The following is a 17,435-nucleotide window of genomic DNA, read 5'->3' as shown; positions in this document are numbered from 1 at the left end:
TTGCGCTGCATGATATTACATTTCAATCATAGCTCTGCTGGAAAAGCAGGACGCAATCAATAATCCATACAACTGAATTTAAATGCACCTATTCATATCTGGTATATATTTATTTTATTAATTAGAAGGACACACTTATTGCGGCGTGTATCAGTTTGGCATCCGCCCCGGTACTCACACAGAATTATTTTAAAATTTAATTGCTGAGACCATGAAATACTCCGTTCTTCCTATTTTAATTTTATTCGTTCTTGCTATGACTCAGCCTGTTCAATCCCAGACACCAACCTACCAAAACCCGGATGCGGCTATAGAGGACCGTGTGGAGGATCTGCTGAACCGGATGACGGTCTACGAGAAGATCGGTCAAATGACGCAGCTCAATATTACAACCATCAACCCAACCGGCAAACAGGCTGATGTTGAACTCGTTGAAGAAAAAGCACGCGACCTGATCGGCAACCATCACATCGGATCATTTTTAAACGGTGAAGCCGTCCCGCCTGAGCAGTGGTTCCGGTTTACGAATCAACTGACACGCCTGGCCATGGAAGAAAGCCGGCTGGGCATTCCTATTATCTACGGCATCGATCACGTGCACGGTGCCAATTACCTGGAGGGCGGCACGATCTTTCCTCATAACATAAATCTTGGTGCCACTTTCAATCCACAGCACAGTTACAACACCGGCTGGGTGACCGCCTATGAAACCGCTGATCTTGGTCACCACTGGAACTTTGCGCCGATTCTTGATATCGGGGTCAACCCGCTCTGGCCGCGAATTTATGAAACGTTTGGAGAGGATCCGCGACTTGCCGCCCGTATGGGTGAGTCGTATATCAACGGATACCAGCGAAATGAAGAGATTGAGCCCTACAATGTTGCCGCAACAGCCAAACATTTCCTTGGATACTCTGATCCAAAATCAGGCTGGGACCGCTCGCCTGCCTACATTCCCAAACAGGCAATTCATGAGTTTCATCGTCCATCGTTCCAGGCAGCTGTTGACGCGGGAATTAAAACTGTAATGTTAAACAGCGGAGAAATCAACGGCATACCGGTGCATGGTTCTTATGAACTGGTAACCGAACTGCTGCGCGACGAGATGGGCTTTGACGGCGTGGTTGTTACGGATTGGGCCGATATCGAAAAACTGGTTGATTTTCATTTTATCTCAGAAAACTTCAAGGAGGCAACGTTTCGCTCTGTCATGGCCGGCATTGACATGAGTATGACGCCACTCACGCTTGAATTCAACGAGGCGATGCAGGCACTGGTTGATGAAGGCAGAATCACGGAAGATCGAATTGATGAGTCGGTACGGCGCATTCTCCGGCTCAAGTTTGAACTTGGGCTATTTGAACATCCATATCCATCAAATGAACGGCTCAATCGAATAGGAACAACTGAAAGCAAAGTGAAAGCCCTGGAGGCCGCCCGCGAATCGATTGTGCTGCTTCGGAATAAGAACGGGGTTTTACCGGTCTTAAATCCAACCCGAATACTGGTTGCAGGCCCCTCCGCAGACAGCAAACGTAACCTCGCCGGCGGCTGGACACTGGCATGGCAGGGAGCAAATGAAGAACGATACCCTGACGATATGATGACAATCCTCGATGCACTCAGAGCGGAATACCCGGATGCTGATATCGAACATGTTACCAAGACGCCATCCCAACAGCAGATTGATGCAGCCGACCTCATTGTGTATGCAGGTGGAGAGGAGCCCTATACTGAGTTTGTCGGCAACATTTCTGATTTAACACTTCCACAGAATCAGCTTGATGAAATTTCCAGGCTATCTGAATCTGCCACACCGCTCGTTCTCGTACTTGTTCAGGGCCGCCCGCGGCTGATTACATCCGTTGAAGAAAAAACAGACGCCATCCTTCATGCCGGTTTACCGGGCTTTCAGGGTGCGAATGCAATTGCTGAAATTATTAGTGGTGCGGTGAATCCAAGCGGCAAGCTCCCCATCTCTTACCCCGAAAGTCCCAGCCATTTTACACCCTACAACCATAAGCCCAGCGCCAATTACGATTTTGATGAAGAGGACGCTAACCAAATATCACAGGTCAGCCAGCCAACCTCTCTCTATCCGTTTGGCCATGGATTGTCGTACACTACCTTCACTTACTCAGATTTAAGATTAAGTAAATCGTTTATTGGAGAAAACGGGTCGTTATCGGCCTCCGTTGCCGTTACTAATGCAGGGAATCGAGCAGGGATGGAAAGCGTACTCTGGTTCATAACCGACCACGTTGGCACTATCACGAGACCGGTAGAAGAGCTGGCGCACTTCGAAAAAATAGCGCTTGAACCAGGCGAAACGAAGAGAGTTCAGTTTGAAATCCAACCGTCTGAGCAGCTCTCCTATCCCGACAGAAATGGTCAGCCGATTCTGGAAGAAGGATATTTTACGGTTAAGGTTGGTGAGTTAACGAAAGAGTTTCGGCTTGAAAAAAATAAAGATGACTAACATCCCTCGAAAAGTTATATGACGGAAGTAGATTCATGCCTTGTGTACAAATATAGCATATCGAGTTTCCAAACTTGAAAAGTTTTGCCTTGCGACGTAGTTTTTGGTTGTCAATAAGTTTTTGAATTTTGTGCGCCGCCTTTTCACCTTCAACGCCACTGTCACCTCGAGCGAAACAGCGGTGATTTTTCGATGTGTAGCCGAGAGGTCTCCTTTCTATTAGCAAGATTTTATTTAAGATTTGTCGAGGATGGTTCCAAGCACAGGGAGATGTCTCCGCTCATCCCTCTTAAAAAACACATCGGGATTCAGTCGACATGACAGTTTCTTTTTTAATTTTAAGGGCGGCGTATAAGACTACTAGATCTGCTCAGGTTTGAAATACGCCGCCAAATAATATTAAATTTCTGTGTACAAAAAAATCTATTGGAAAATAACTTCTACTGATCTTCTACATTAATGAGTAGTTCATTTATGATGGTACAGTCGGACAATCCTTCTCTGGAGCTTATGAATATATTGAATTACAGTTATTGCAGTCCTCTATTTATTTTAAGATGATATACTCATTTAGGAGCTCCCCTACATGTCGAATCCCGTCAGGGTGAGATAGGGAGGGGACGGGGGTGGGTCAAAGTCATGCCGGATAGTTCCTCAAAAACTCAAACAACCAACTTAATTCAGAAATCCTGGCTGATAGGTAACGCCAACATTCACGCCCCAGTGCTGATCGTTATACTTGCCCATCGAAACACCATCAAGGCCATCAATGAGCAGGTAGCGATAGCTTGAACTGAGTTTTACCCCAAAACGGCTGTTGAACCGGTAATCGAACCCTGCTTCAAAGCCTACAAATGGAAGCACCTGGTCTTCAAGCTCCGGATGTTTTTTATCAAAAATAAATGCACCGCCGCCGGCTGCCATAAACGGCGACAAGTTATAGCCTGGCGTGATGTAAACATTCAGCAGCAGATCAGCCGCATTTACCGGGTTAGAAAATGCATTGGGTGCGCTGATCCGGGTGCGCTGACCGCCAAGACGCAGGGCAAAGTTTCGGGTTATCCCTTTCTCAAAGTGCAGCATTACACCGGGGTTTACGTCAGGGTTATTGTAATTGCCGATAATTGTTCCAAGAAATGCATTTGTCGATACCGACCATCCGCCACGGAGATCCGGCTGGTCAATAAGGCCAAAATAATCGCGCTTCAGCTGTTCCTCTTTTTGCTTCTCAAAATTAAATCGTTCGCGGTAAGCAAGAATCTCGTCAGGGTTGTTCGGCGTCCAGATGTCTGCTTCTACCCCTTCAAGAATAAGCTGTTTTACTGCTTCATCAATCGCCTCTGTGACGGCCATCACCGGCGGCTCGTTATAAGTATAGCCGGCCTCTGTTTCAAGCAACCGGTTGGTATCTATAAACCGGAACACGCCGCTGTCGAGCTGTTGAGAAATAATCGATTTTGTAGTGTGTACCGTCTTCAGCACGCGGCCGCTCTGGGTTGATACGGCCCGCAGATAGATCGTTACCTGGTCTTTTCGATACTGACCCGATCCGCCCGTACCTAGATATCGCGCGCCGGCTCCACCGGTAATCACATTTGTATCGTAGCCAACAATTCCGCCTTCAAGCATCACACCGGCAAATAGAAGCGGCGGAAGCGGCTGGGGTCCCTGCGGCCCGGAATGCTGCTGGCGAATACTCTGAATAATTTGCCGCTCGTTCAGCAAGTTGGAAATACTTTCTCGCTCAATCGGCACAAACCAGCCCGACTCCTCCATTGCTTTCATCAGGATCGATGTTGCGCCCTGGGTCACCGCTGTTGACCAGCTTGCCACTCTGTCCGATGGTTTATACTGCCCGGTTTGATCTCTGAATCGGTAGACCGCAGCTACAATTTTTTCCTGTGGCTGGGGCAGCTCCTTCAGCTGTGGATATACCTCGCTTACAGTTCCAAGCGTGGCTCGTTCCGTATGCATCGGTTTCATAGTTCCGGCACAGCCGCTCAGGAGAGCAACGCCAATAATGCCAGATAAAATTACAGTTGATATGGCCTTCATAATTTAAAAATTTGGAATCGTTACGCTGGTTTCGTCGCCTGTCAGTATGTTAAATATTCGAATCTGAACACCGTCAGTGCCGGGGTTGACTTCAATATTAAACTCGCCAAATTCAAACCGCTGTTCTTCAAGAGCTTCCCCTTCCCCAAATTCACGCCGTACAATATCGCGTGTGAGCTGCGAAAGCACCTGCCGCTGCAGCGAATTTTGAAAATCAGCTAGCGGGTCTCGCTGAAATCCCGATTCACGGGTCTCTTCATGCAGGTTCTGCGTATTTGCACTGTTGAGCAACCATCCATAGTTGCCTGGGTTTCCTCCAAAGGCGGGGTTAAGAGGTCGCCAAACCATTTCCTGGGCAGTTACGGATGATACGTTCAAAAACAGACCCGTAATCAAACTTGCAGCAAGAAGTAATGCGGTGCGTTTCATATCAAATTGTTAATAGGTTAATGTTTTGTTGGAATTTTCTTTCAAGTAGCTGAGCGTTCGCGCAGCGGCTACATCTCCTGCCTGCTTTGTTCGCTGATCTCCCGGCCGAAGCCTGAGTTCAAATATCTCTTCGTAATTCACTTCAACATAAACGATGCTTCCTAATCCCGGTCCTGGTTTTTCAGCTACCCGAACCACAGAATTTTCTACACCTTTCCACTTAGACCATGCTTCGTAAAACGCGTTATAAAAGTCTCGCCCTGTTTTTGAGCGGGTCTCATCAAGAACAATTCCTGCCACATTTCCATACATTTCGGGTAATTCTACACTGTCTTCCGATTCCGTCTCAGGATTCACTTCATTCTCTTCCTGCATAACCGCTTCAAACGCTTTCCTGAAGGCGTTCATGGCCTCATCATCGGCTGACATTGGCGTATTTGACACTTCTCTGCCCTCATCGCCCGCAACGTTACCCCGGTTTCTGACCATGCTACTGAGCAGTTCTGCCAGCCTTATTGGAGGAGTGTCACCATTATTGGCCAGGGAATCCCCCTCAAGGCCAAACTCAGAATCCCCAATCAGGTCATTGGTTCCCCACTGCAGATCCTCATGGCTGCTGATGGTAATCCACTCATCCTGATCGGAATAATAAAGTGAAATCGATCGAATATTATTTTGGGTGAGTGCCGGCCGTTCATTGAATTCAGTCCTGTTTTCAGGGAGCACCGCATTATCGCCTGTTGACTGTTTGATGTAAATACTTGCTGTGTCCGCTGCTGCCTGAGCCATCGCAGAAATCCCGACGAGTGCTAATGTGGCTGTGAATATGATCAATCTTATGAAATTCATTCTGCTGGTCCGCCGTATTGCTAATCAGAGATCCAAACGTCATTGATGTTTACTTCTGTTGCTTCATTATCGCGGATATAACCTCTGAAATTACCACTTCGGTTTTGGCCAGCCTGAAGATTTTCACCGGCTATATCAAAATAGAAACTAATGCCGCTGACAGTTTCCACCTGGAAATAGACTTCATAGTTACTGATAGTCCCGGAATCGCTGTTATTTTCAACTCTGTAATTAATCTCAACATGCGTTGTGTCTCCATCCACGTCGTTAAACCACGAAGTTATTCCGGCAGAAAATTCATCCCTCGTCACAGAGGAATCGGGCTCCTCTTCTTCAGGGTTCATTGAAATAAAGGCTGTGGCAACCACCCCCTCTCTTACGGCTACGCTCACTGAACTGCTGCTAAAGTCTGTTTTCCGAGCCTGAACCGTATAGTTCCCGGTCGGGATATTAGGAATAGTGAATGTGCCGTCAGTTTCTGTAAAAATTGCATTTGTAGCTGGCGTGGTGGTTATATTAACCGTACCGACCCCTTCCTCTGTCTCACCGTTGATGACGATGCCTTCAATCCCTCCGTATGTTTCTGCTTCAATTGTATCCTTCGCACAGGAACTGAACAGAATTCCCGCAGCAACCAGCATGGACATTGCGCTTAAAATTCGTGACTTCATAAGTACATTTGATGATAATTTTTTAAATAAACATGACTCAGCATGCTTCGGGCAACACTAACAGGATCTTTTACAGTCCTGAGTATGTCGAGCTTTCTAATGTTATCGACCCAATCGCATTTTTATTAATCAGCTTTTGATCAATTATTATATAAACCAAAGCATGCACGTACTAGATTTACTCTTAGCTCGGTGTATTTACTTTATCTAAACAGAACATCAGCATGTTTTACTTGATACAATCCTGTACGCAGTGAGCTCTGCCTTACCAAAATTGGTACTTCAAACTTAAAGTTTGGTTCTGTAAACCTTTTCTTAACTATATAGACAGATCAATGGCAAGCAAGAAAAGATGAGATGAGATGAGATGTGCCAGAAATTCGCTTGATCAAATAGCCTGAGCCTTTTATCAGTGTTTTTAACCACCCTGATAGATTTATCGGTCTATTTGATTACTCAGTGTATCCTTTTTAATACCGATCGCAAGTATCGCTCATGATTTTCAAATATTAAAAACGTCGTATCATCCAGTGCCCGGTGCTGATCAGTACACTTTATGACCGGCAGCGCATCAAACTCTGAACTCCTTTTCGATTTAGGATTCTCAATCGGGCCTTCTGACGTCTTTTTCTGAGCAAAGGGTGAGGTTTCCATACTTATATCATAATGCGATCTCTTTTCGGGAGAAAAATAATCTTCAATTCTCTTAGCAAATGCGGAGCCGGAAATTGACTGAACCTGTGGTTTATTGTTACACCCGTTCGGACCTGAAAAGTAGAGCGCCAGCGTACAATCGCCGTTTCCGCGATGTGTCTCTGTATTTAGCATCTGATATCCAAGAACACCCGCGGTAATCAGCGCAAGCAGCACCAGCGCAATATGATATTCGTGTTTTGTCATCACTCTTTCCCCTGTGTTAAAAACCTGAAAACGATTTATTCGTTAATAGGTTCAACTTGATTTATTTAGCCTGCGCCACATTTTTGTAAGCGCTTCTCGACCTATCAAAAAAAACTCTCTTATTCGTTCTATATAAATTTATTTTTAGGTCTTTCCCTCCATTCTCACAATCACCCAAATCCTGGCTTTCTAAAATTGTGCATTAACATTGCACCAGAAAGTTGAAACATAAACCGAAAGTCCCTGATTAGAGATCTTTCGGAAATCTGTTTCGGCTCAAGAGATAATACTTGATTAGTTCTGCGTAATAGAAGCAGTGTTACTTTCTCCATTTTGGTGGATATTGGCATTATGCAAATTCCCCATCTGGTTGATAGTTGCCATATTCAACATGCCTTCCTGAAGGATATGTCCGGAATTTTCATCCCCGTCCTGGGTAATGAACGCATCGTTATCATCACCATGCTGGTGGGTTTCACCACTGCCGCGCTCACCGTTTTGGTCAACATCCGCTGTGTTAAAATCACCAAGCTGCTTACTTAACACATGTGAAAATTGACCGCTTCCGCCGCCACCAATCGTTTGTGTTTGATGCACATAGTTCTCCGATCCATCCTGAAGAACTTCACCAAATACGCCGCGCCGGTCCTCCTGCTGCTGAAGGACAAAGTTTTCTTCACCGCCGGTTTGGATGATTTGTACGCGGGCGTTGTTAAAGTCGTCCGTTTTATCCTGTTCAATAAAAGCGATATTATCATCGCCTGTTTGATGGATAAATCCGGACACTTCATGCCGCCCTGTTTGTGTGATGGTGGCTTCGTTTCTGTTACCAATCTGAATAATTTCAGCATCGGTATCATAGCCGTTTGCATCAACATGAAATCCCTGCAGAACAGTGGCGATATTGTTATCACCGCTTTGCTGAATGCTGGCCTCATCATTGTCTGCTTCCTGGCTGATAAATGCTGTGTTGAGCATTCCGGACTGACCGATCATCGCCACATTTGTGTCTCCGCCAATCTGTTGAATTTCTGCATCATTCTGCTGGGCTGTTGCTGCACCGGCCATCAAAAGCACCAGGGTAAAAGCCGTTAGTAGTTTCTTCATTATTCCTCCTGTTTGAACCCGGTTTTTTACCGGATTAATTCTATAGTATATTATCCGGCGTTTTCCGGATACCGTATGAAGCATTTTTCGCTCAGTAATTAGTCAAGTACCGGTGTCGGCAATACCGATCCTGAACCGCCGTCTTGAACAATTAAAGCAGAATTTCCTGATCCGTCCTGCATAACGGACCCTGTGTTGGAACTTCCCATCTGACCAATAAGCGCGATGTTGGTATTTCCAAGTACAGAGATGTTCGCAGTGTTATCACTGCCTAACTGCGCAATTCCAGCAACGTTACCGTCTCCTTCAATACTGATACCGAGGGCACCGCTCGATTGCGGGTTAGATCCTGCGTTGTTATTTAATCCAATCTGAAGAATTCCGGCCATGTTGTCGCTTCCTTTAACGCCAAGCGTAGCTGCATTTCCAGCAGTAGGGGAAAAAGATAAGCCCAGGTTCAGTTGCTGAGGGCCACCCATGCCTGCAAAGACGCTCGGAATACCCTGCGCTATCGCCGTAACGTTGCCGCTTCCCGCGGTGGAGCTGCTCCGTGCATAGTTCTCATCGCCTGTCTGGATGATATATGACTCGTGTTCTGAGCCTGACTGAACCATTCGTGCATTATTTTCAGAACCTTCCTGTACCAGGATGCCGAAATTGTTCCCGTTATAGATATCAACATTTGCAACATTGGCATCACCAAGCTGGTCAATTGAATGTTCGTTGCCATCATTACCCCAGGCGCGCTGGTTCAGAGTGGCATCGTTTCCTTCCCCATCCTGGAGAATTTCACCAAAGGCGTTATTTTGGCCCTGGATGACGCCATTGTTTTCGAAGCCCTGGTTCAGTTCAGCGCTGTTATTACCGCCAACCTGTTCAATGTTGGCTTCGTTATCATCGCCATCCTGGCTGAGAGTTGCCTCATTACTTTGTGCAAAAGCAGCCCCTGCCGTAAAAAGCAGTGCTGTTGAAAGTGTTAGTAATTTTTTCATTGCTTTATCTTTGTAATTATTTTTTGTTATAAGACGATTTAGCGAATCCCCCGCACGGCGATCAAACCGTACGGGGTTGCAAATGTACACTCAGAACAATTGGTTCTGGATATTGATGGATGTAATTCTCATCTATGCTCTAAAGCAGTTTTTTATGGTAAGCTTATTTACTTTACAGAGGTTAACTTCCACTTCTATTGATTCACTCCGTTGTTATCTCTAAAATCTCCTGTCATCTGTGCCCGGCGGGTAACTCCAAGGGAACCCACCGGGGATAAGATGAAGTGATTTATCAGATTCCGCTCTGGGTAATTATAGCCTCGTTGCTGTTTCCAACCTGGCTAACAGTGGCAGTATTCAAATCACCAGTCTGGTATACGCTCGCTTTGTTCAGATCTCCTTTCTGAATCACGAAACCGACGGTGCTTGCGCCATCCTGCTCAATTGTCAACATGTTGTCATCTCCAAGCTGAATAAGTCCCTGGCCGCCCTCAATGGCGCTTCTGAAGAACTTTTCGGTAGCACCGCTCACATATACAGAGGCTATGCCGGCTTTCGCCCCGCCATCTTGTGTAATGTCCATGGAGTTTCCTTCGCCTTCCTGGTACGCGCCTGAACCGTTGGGACTAAATTCTCCAACTGCATTTCCACCGCCATACTGATCGATGACGATCGCATTCCCGACTCCGCCTTCCGGACTTATCTGGGCTTCAACATTAACAATGTCTCCACCTCTTTGTGTTACCGTTAAGCTGTTTTCGGAGCCCGCCTGGTCTGCATCCCACACCTTGTTATCATCACCAAGCTGCGTAATGGAGATATAGCCGTCATAGCTGCCGCCCTGGGAAGAACCCTGGTTCGGGTAGCGGTCCACAAGGTTATTGTCGCCAGTTTGCACGATACCGTGCCAGTTTCCGGCTCCCCGCTGCTTCAATCCTGCCACAACGTTGAGATTACCGGTCTGCGTAGTGAAAGCCTCGTTGTTGTCACCGGAACCACCTGCCTGATACACCTGCTGAATGGTTGCTTCGTTTTGATCCCCGGCCTGACTCACCGTAGCCTCGTTGCTTTGCGCGAAAGCCGATCCTGCTGCGAAGAAGAGTCCGAGTGTTAATGTTGATAATTTTTTCATGATATATCTCTTTTTAATTTCATGTTTATTTTAACTCTTGAAAAATCCAATGCCTGCGCAACTTATAGCTGCACAGGACTTTGGATTGTTTGTTTATTGCGAGATCGTCGCTGAATTGCCGTTTCCTGTCATGTTAACAGTAGCAGTATTTGAGTCTGAAAACTGGCCGATGGATGCTGTGTTGTTTGCACCATCCTGATAAACTTCTGCACTATTGCCGGTGTTTGGGTTAGTGGAGGTTTGTCCAATATCAAATATCAGAGCACTGTTACCTGTGCCAAGTTGCGTCACGTCGGCAGAAGACTGAGTAGATCCACGGTGCTGAATATTTAAGATGTTAGCTGTTCCGTTCTGAAGAACATCAGCTGTATTCTGGCCCCAAAGCTGAGCAATGGTTGCCTCATTGGATGTCCCGATCTGATCCAGATCGATAACGTTTGTGCCCACTCCACCCTGGGAGAGAATATCTGCAATATTACCACTTCCATCCTGAAGAATATCCGCCACGTGACCAGAGCTGCCGTAGTTGCGCTGTGTCAGCGACGTCTCGTTATCACTGCCTATTTGGGTTACTGTTGCATCATTACTGTCACCGCTTTGATCAACATCCGCACTATTGCCGGTGTTTGGGTTTGATCCGGTTTGACCTACGTCCAGAATCGTGGCGCTGTTTTCTGCACCTGACTGTGTAACAACAGCAGAGGACTGATAAGAGCCTCTGTGCTGAATATTGGTAACGTTGTCCGTTCCATCCTGAAGAACATCCGCTGTATTTTGTCCCCAAAACTGAACAATCGTCGCCTCATTGGATGTTCCGATCTGATCAAGGTCCACTTCGTTCATACCCACGCCGCCCTGCGACCGAACAGTCGCTATATTGCTTTCTCCATTCTGAAGGATATCCGCCAGGTGGCCGGTGCTGTTGTAATTGATTTGTGTCAGCGAAGCCTCGTTATTAGCTCCCATTTGGGCTACTGTTGCATCGTTGCTGCCGCCGCTCTGGTCAACAGTAGCGTCATTGCTTTGTGCGAAAGCCGATCCTGCTGTAAAAAGCAGTGCGATTGAAAGTGTTGTTAATTTTTTCATAGTAATTCTCTGTTATTTTATTTTTGTCTTGATAACCCTGTTCCTGTGCAGCGTCGATACTGCACAGGTTAGGTATTGATAGTTAGTTACTTTGTGTAATTGTAGATGTGTTGTAAGAACCGGTCACATCAACATTTGCTGTGTGAGCATCTCCGGTTTGAGTAATGCCCACCATGTTGTCACTTCCGAGAATGTCTACATATGCGCTCTGAGCGTTTGCATTGCTGCCACCACGTTGACTCAGCGTAACCACGTTCAGGTCACCTTCGATATCTACGTCTCCATAGCCGAAGTGCTGGAAAAGTCCCACACTGTTATCACTGCCGAGGATATCGAGCAGGAGCGTGTTTACGTTCTTTTGCGCTGCACTACCGACAAGGCTGTATAAAGTGTTATCATCGCCTTCCATCATCACGTCAATGACGTTCAACCCGTGGTTTTGCTTGAATGCAGACCCCAGGCTTGATCCCCTAACGCTGTTCCCGTCACCGAGCTGAGTAATTGTGGCTTCACTGTCTCCAAAGAAGTTTCTCTGAAAAAGATTTACATAGTTATCTGAACCCTCTTGCGCAACAGTAGCAGTTCCAATATCGTCGCCTTCACGGCCGGCATCTGCTGTTTGCTCTACATAGGCCATGTTCATGGAACCTGCCTGTGTAATGGTTGCTTCGTGATCATCACCCACCTGGTCGATAGATGCGTCATTTGTTTGTGCGAAAGCCGATCCTGCTGTAAAAAGCAGTGCTGTTATAAGTGTAAGTAGAGTTTTCATAGGTCTGTATTGTTTTATTTGCATTGATTTATTAGACATCTGAGCCTTAATTACTCTCTCAGAATCGTTCAGTGTTAGTTCTGGATGACTGTGGCTTGATTTCCATAGCCAACCTGTTGAATCTGGGCGGAATGCCCGTTGCCGGTCTGCTTGATAATGGCTGAATTCTGGCCTCCGAACTGCTCTATCAAGGCGTCATTATTCGAACCGTTTTGCTCAACCCGTGCAATGTTTGCCAGGTCAAGTCCGTCCTGTAGGACCGTTGCTGTGTTTTGGATTCCGTTCTGCGAAATAGACGCATAGTGGGAACCATTTTGCGCCAGCACGATATCATTGCTGAAACCATGCTGCATCAACAGCGCAAAAGCGCCGTTGCCATATTCCTCTCCGAGAGAGGAAACTGTTGAATTACTTTGTGTTTGAGTCAGATCGATGGAGTTCTCAGTGCCTGACTGATCAATAGTTGTGATATGCTCGCCAAACTGGCTGACAGAAACGTCATTTCCTGTCCCTGCCTGTTCTACAAATATAGAGGATGCTCCCGGCTCACTGTTTTGTTCTCCCGCCCACTGCTGAACTGTAGTGGTGTTGTCAGCGCCGGCTTGCGCTATGTTTGCTTGGTGTGATCCAGCCTGATCTAGAACAAAGCTGTTATTTTCTCCATCCTGACTTGTAATAGCGCTGTTTTCATATCCCACCTGCCCAATGATTGCATCGTGACTGCTGCCCTGCTGCTCGATCAAAGTTTCATTGCCCTGGGCAACCGCTCCAAAGGCGATGAACAGACTCAGTACAAATGTTGATAGTGTTAGTTTCATGGCGCTTTTATAATTGAGATTCCTCTCAGTATGAGTTGAAAAAGATCCCGGCACTCAATTTTGCCGGGACTTAATCACTCCTATAATTTCAGTTTATTGCGCAGCAGCGACCGTCTAATAAGAGTCAGTCGCGGCTGATGTTAGGGGAGCCTGAAAAGCGCGTCAGATTTGCCCGGACTATAAAATTTTAGTCCGTTTGGCAAGGCATCGATGTGGTGGTCACCCTCCATCATTTTTGATGAAGTTCCGCAGCGTTGCTTTACGCTTTTGTACTCCGCGTATATTGTTCATTAATTAAAAGTGTATAGAAGTTGATTATTCATACTGTACAATTCAATAATGAAGTAATCATCTCCTCACGCCGCCTAAGTAATGAACATCTCAACTTTGTTCATAATTAGCGTTTTTTTATAGAAAGGCTCTTAAATTATTTATAATAACCGCAACTCATTGATGATCAATGTTTTAAAAACATTAGAATAGCTTTCAAAACTCTTCCTGAGTCGCCCGGTTATAGATTTTTAACGGCTTGATCAAATTCCAGGCTGTCCAAAAAGGGTGTCATCCCGTACTTGATACGGGATCTCCAATCGTTGATATGGGCAGGAGATACCGGATCGGGGTCCGGTATGACTATTTTATTGTAAAGTTCTTTATTGAACAACCCTTTTTGCACAGACTCAAATCTCAAACCTGCCAGTCATTTAATTGGCTGGCCGTATTCCCGGGTCATCCCGCCTCAATCAGTTTCAGCCCGTAGTGTTGCGTTCAATCATTTGATTTTTGAGAACTCTCGATGGTAATACTTAAAAGATTCTTTTGCCCTATGCTAAGACCTTAATCTTGTCCAAAAGCGGAGAAACACCATCTTTTAGGTGACAGCACTAAAATCCCCTATCAAGAGGGTGTGAGAAAATTCGATAACAAATTTCGACACAGTTAAACTTTTAAGGCCAGTAGGTTTATTTCGAAGTTCCCCTCCATGCCGAGTCCCGCCAGGGCGAGAAAGGGAGGGGTTGGGGTGGGTCAAAAAGACTGGTCGCGATGAAAAAGACAGAAACCTCAAATTGATTAGGTTCAATTTATTTGGGAATCTATTTTTTCACAGACTCTCAAGTGGGTGAAAGTTTAAGCGGAACGGCAACGCTGGATGAGTGTAATGAGGGTATGTTCAGTGAGCCGGTCGGGGCTTTCATAAATCTGTCGATGGGGCAGATCCGCAATTTCTCATTGAGACATTGCGGATCTTCGGATCTTGGTTCGGGCTAAATCTCAATCACTCAGCTTTTTAAGCTGGTATTGTTTTGGCGTGGTTCCGGTGTGTTCTTTGAAGAGTTTAATGAAATGACTCAGGCTTGAATATCCAAGTTTAAAACTCACATCTGTTACGTTAAGACGTTCATCCGACAGCAGTCGACACGCCTTTTTAACTCTCTCCTGATTGATGTACTCAATCGGGCTCACCCCAAATTCATTGTTAAAGTAGCGGTAGAACGACGCTTTGCTCATACAAGCTATATCGGCGAGTTTTTTTATTGAGATCGACCGGTCAAGATTTTGACTTATAAACTCAATGGCGGCCGCTAAGCCACTCTTTGTCACATGCTTTCTGTAATTCTTGAGGAGCAGATTGCGCGATTCAGTCTGAAGCATATGAACAATCAGCTCCGAGGTGTTCATTTCTATCAGCAGATCTTTTTGATTGTGTTCTTCAGTGAAAATATGAAACAGTTTTCGAATCAAAAGGTCCACCGATTCGGTATTTGAAAAGTGGACCGATGCTGATGCGTCATATTCCCATTCGCCCGATGTTTTGGTACGTGGCAGCTGATCGTTCATTCGGGCTACAATTTCATCAATCCGAGATAACGGAAGTTCTACCGTAATGCACTTTGTAGGTTCGTTGAGTTTCGCATCAGGAAAATCAATATAAATGGTTGTATCAGGCGGAAGCACAAGAGATTCACTGGGCACAAAATCAAACGGTTTTTCACTGCCGGAGTGTATCACTTTTTTTCCTGAAATCATCCCGCAGTACATCGGGCTATCCGATTTAAGCTCAACCAAACGCGCTTCCTGGTAGGTATCATACACAGAAAAGACGGCGTCCCTGCCCGCATAACTTGTCCTGTTTTCTACAAGCTGCCGGGGCGGATTCTTTTCATTTTCGATAATCTTTTGATTGATCATGACAGCAGAATTTAATCTCAGGAAAAGCGCTTTTGTAATCGTCTTTAAATATGATAGATAAACAACCTGTTTAAACCAAATTGAGACGATCCCGCTATTTTTTGAGAGTTTACACCAAGAATAAAAGCGCTTTTTTAAACATACTATAAGGGCAAAAAATTAATTAACGAATGGAGATCAACATGTTACATGAACGCCCGAGTTTTAAAGAAAAGTACGACAATTATATCGGGGGGAAATTTCTGGCCCCGGTTGACGGTGACTATTTCGACGACATTTCCCCCGTTGGCGGGAAACCTTTCACGAAATGTGCGCGATCAAATGAAAAAGACATCGAGATGGCGCTTGATGCCGCCCATAAAGCTGCTCCTGAGTGGAATAAATCATCGGCAGCCGAACGCGCATCAGTACTAAATAAAATGGCTGACATTATTGAAGAGAACCTGGAGTTTCTGGCGCGCGTAGAAACGATCGACAATGGTAAGCCCATTCGCGAAACTATGAATGCCGACCTGCCGCTGGTCGTTGACCACTACCGATATTTTGCTGCGGCTATTCGTACGCAGGAAGGCGGAATTTCAGAACATGATGCACATACTGTCTCCATCAACCTGCCGGAGCCACTTGGCGTTGTCGGCCAGATTATTCCCTGGAACTTTCCGCTCTTGATGGCGGCCTGGAAAATTGCGCCTGCACTGGCAGCCGGTAACTGTACCGTGGTAAAACCGGCCGAACAGACACCCGCAAGTATTATGGTCATGCTCGAGCTGATTGGGGATGTGATTCCCGATGGAGTTTTGAATGTGGTTAACGGTTTTGGACCGGAAGCCGGTCAGCCTCTTGCCACCAGCGAACGGATTTCTAAAATTGCTTTTACCGGTGAAACCACCACCGGACGGCTGATTATGCAGTACGCATCAGAAAACATCATTCCGGTTACGCTGGAGCTTGGCGGAAAAAGCCCGAATGTGTTTTTTGAAAGTGTAATGGACGCAGATGACGAGTATTTTGACAAAGCGCTTGAGGGTGCCGCACTGTTTGCTCTCAACCAAGGCGAAGTATGTACCTGTCCCTCCAGAATCCTGGTGCAGGAATCAATCGCCGATGCGTTTACCGAACGAGTAATCGAAAGGGTAAAAGCGATAAAAATGGGACATCCGCTTGATGACGAAACGATGGTGGGTGCACAGGCATCGAATGATCAATACGAGAAGATCCTGAACTACTTTGAAGTTGGCCGCGAAGAAGGCGCAAAAGTACTTGTCGGTGGTGAAAAAGCCGATGTGGGCAGTAACGGCATCTCAAGTGGCTATTATGTGCAGCCAACGATCTTCGGTGGTGACAATTCCATGCGGGTTTTCCAGGAAGAAATCTTCGGCCCCGTCACATCCCTGACCACCTTCAAAGATGTAGACGACGCAATCTCCATCGCCAATGACACCCTGTATGGGCTCGGAGCCGGCGTTTGGACGCGTGATGCCCACCAGCTCTATCAAGTGCCTCGCGCCATCAAAGCCGGGCGCGTATGGGTGAACTGCTATCACACATACCCGGCCCATGCAGCCTTTGGCGGATATAAGAAATCTGGTTTTGGCCGTGAGAATCACAAGATGATGCTCAGCCACTATCAGCAAACCAAAAACATGCTGATATCGTACGATAAAAAAGCCATGGGCTTTTTCTAATCAGACCCACCCCCGGGAATGCTTGATTCAACAATAAATAGTCGAATCTGAAAGAATCCCCTCCTTATGAAGGAGATGCTTGGGGTGGTTCGACTGGATTCTTTTGATTGCACAATACTGTGAATTGTGAAGCCGATCTATTTGAACCACCCCCTTATTCCACTCCTTGATGAAGGAGGGATTTTCGGAATACCTATTTTCTAACAACCGAAATTCAGGTCATTAATCTCAGGACATTGAATATGAGCTCCTGTAGTCTACTATCTTTCA

14 protein-coding genes are annotated in these 17,435 nt (G+C 46.0%); 2 read left to right on the top strand and 12 right to left on the bottom strand.

Features of this window, described 5'->3' with window-relative positions; translation table 11 throughout:
* The first annotated feature begins 211 nt into the window (after positions 1-211).
* A complete protein-coding gene (locus AABW11_RS07265) occupies positions 212-2,479 on the top strand; it encodes a glycoside hydrolase family 3 N-terminal domain-containing protein (protein WP_340104136.1) in 2,268 nt (755 codons plus the stop codon).
* 675 nt (positions 2,480-3,154) lie between these two features.
* On the opposite strand, the gene AABW11_RS07260 is transcribed toward AABW11_RS07265, so the two are convergent.
* The 12 genes from AABW11_RS07260 to AABW11_RS07205 all read right to left on the bottom strand — a co-directional run bounded on the left by AABW11_RS07260 (position 3,155) and on the right by AABW11_RS07205 (position 15,480).
* On the bottom strand, positions 3,155-4,534 hold the full coding sequence (locus AABW11_RS07260) for a CsgG/HfaB family protein (RefSeq protein WP_340104135.1): 1,380 nt from the start codon (positions 4,532-4,534) through the stop codon (positions 3,155-3,157).
* 3 nt (positions 4,535-4,537) lie between these two features.
* Positions 4,538-4,963 (bottom strand): curli production assembly/transport component CsgF, encoded by a 426-nt coding sequence (locus AABW11_RS07255; protein ID WP_340104134.1) that lies wholly within the window; start codon positions 4,961-4,963, stop codon positions 4,538-4,540.
* 9 nt (positions 4,964-4,972) lie between these two features.
* The gene (locus AABW11_RS07250) at positions 4,973-5,812 is read right to left on the bottom strand and encodes a CsgE family curli-type amyloid fiber assembly protein (protein WP_340104133.1); all 840 of its coding nucleotides are present in this window, start codon (positions 5,810-5,812) and stop codon (positions 4,973-4,975) included.
* Between the two features lie 20 nt (positions 5,813-5,832).
* The gene (locus AABW11_RS07245) at positions 5,833-6,483 is read right to left on the bottom strand and encodes a beta-sandwich domain-containing protein (protein WP_340104132.1); all 651 of its coding nucleotides are present in this window, start codon (positions 6,481-6,483) and stop codon (positions 5,833-5,835) included.
* Positions 6,484-6,939: 456 nt separating this feature from the next.
* Entirely contained in the window at positions 6,940-7,383 is a 444-nt protein-coding gene (locus tag AABW11_RS07240) for a hypothetical protein (protein ID WP_340104131.1), read from the bottom strand.
* A gap of 294 nt (positions 7,384-7,677) precedes the next feature.
* Positions 7,678-8,490, bottom strand: coding sequence for a hypothetical protein (locus AABW11_RS07235; protein WP_340104130.1), 813 nt, complete (start codon positions 8,488-8,490; stop codon positions 7,678-7,680).
* A gap of 98 nt (positions 8,491-8,588) precedes the next feature.
* On the bottom strand, positions 8,589-9,482 hold the full coding sequence (locus tag AABW11_RS07230) for a hypothetical protein (RefSeq protein ID WP_340104129.1): 894 nt from the start codon (positions 9,480-9,482) through the stop codon (positions 8,589-8,591).
* A 292-nt stretch (positions 9,483-9,774) separates the two neighbouring features.
* A complete protein-coding gene (locus tag AABW11_RS07225) occupies positions 9,775-10,614 on the bottom strand; it encodes a hypothetical protein (RefSeq protein WP_340104128.1) in 840 nt (279 codons plus the stop codon).
* A gap of 93 nt (positions 10,615-10,707) precedes the next feature.
* Entirely contained in the window at positions 10,708-11,700 is a 993-nt protein-coding gene (locus tag AABW11_RS07220; RefSeq protein ID WP_340104127.1) for a hypothetical protein, read from the bottom strand.
* 82 nt (positions 11,701-11,782) lie between these two features.
* Positions 11,783-12,472 (bottom strand): curlin repeat-containing protein, encoded by a 690-nt coding sequence (locus AABW11_RS07215; RefSeq protein WP_340104126.1) that lies wholly within the window; start codon positions 12,470-12,472, stop codon positions 11,783-11,785.
* A 74-nt stretch (positions 12,473-12,546) separates the two neighbouring features.
* Entirely contained in the window at positions 12,547-13,290 is a 744-nt protein-coding gene (locus AABW11_RS07210) for a hypothetical protein (RefSeq protein WP_340104125.1), read from the bottom strand.
* Positions 13,291-14,562: 1,272 nt separating this feature from the next.
* Positions 14,563-15,480: a helix-turn-helix domain-containing protein gene (locus AABW11_RS07205; RefSeq protein WP_340104124.1), complete on the bottom strand. Its 918-nt coding sequence runs from the start codon at positions 15,478-15,480 to the stop codon at positions 14,563-14,565.
* Positions 15,481-15,662: 182 nt separating this feature from the next.
* On the opposite strand from AABW11_RS07205, the gene AABW11_RS07200 reads away from it, so the two are divergent.
* A complete protein-coding gene (locus tag AABW11_RS07200) occupies positions 15,663-17,165 on the top strand; it encodes an aldehyde dehydrogenase family protein (RefSeq protein WP_340104123.1) in 1,503 nt (500 codons plus the stop codon).
* The last annotated feature ends 270 nt before the right edge of the window (positions 17,166-17,435 follow it).

The organism is Rhodohalobacter sp. 8-1 (assembly GCF_038150125.1).
Taxonomy (GTDB): domain Bacteria; phylum Bacteroidota; class Rhodothermia; order Balneolales; family Balneolaceae; genus SW132.
Note: the sequence above shows the minus strand (reverse complement) of the source record. Positions and strands in the feature narration are given on the sequence as shown.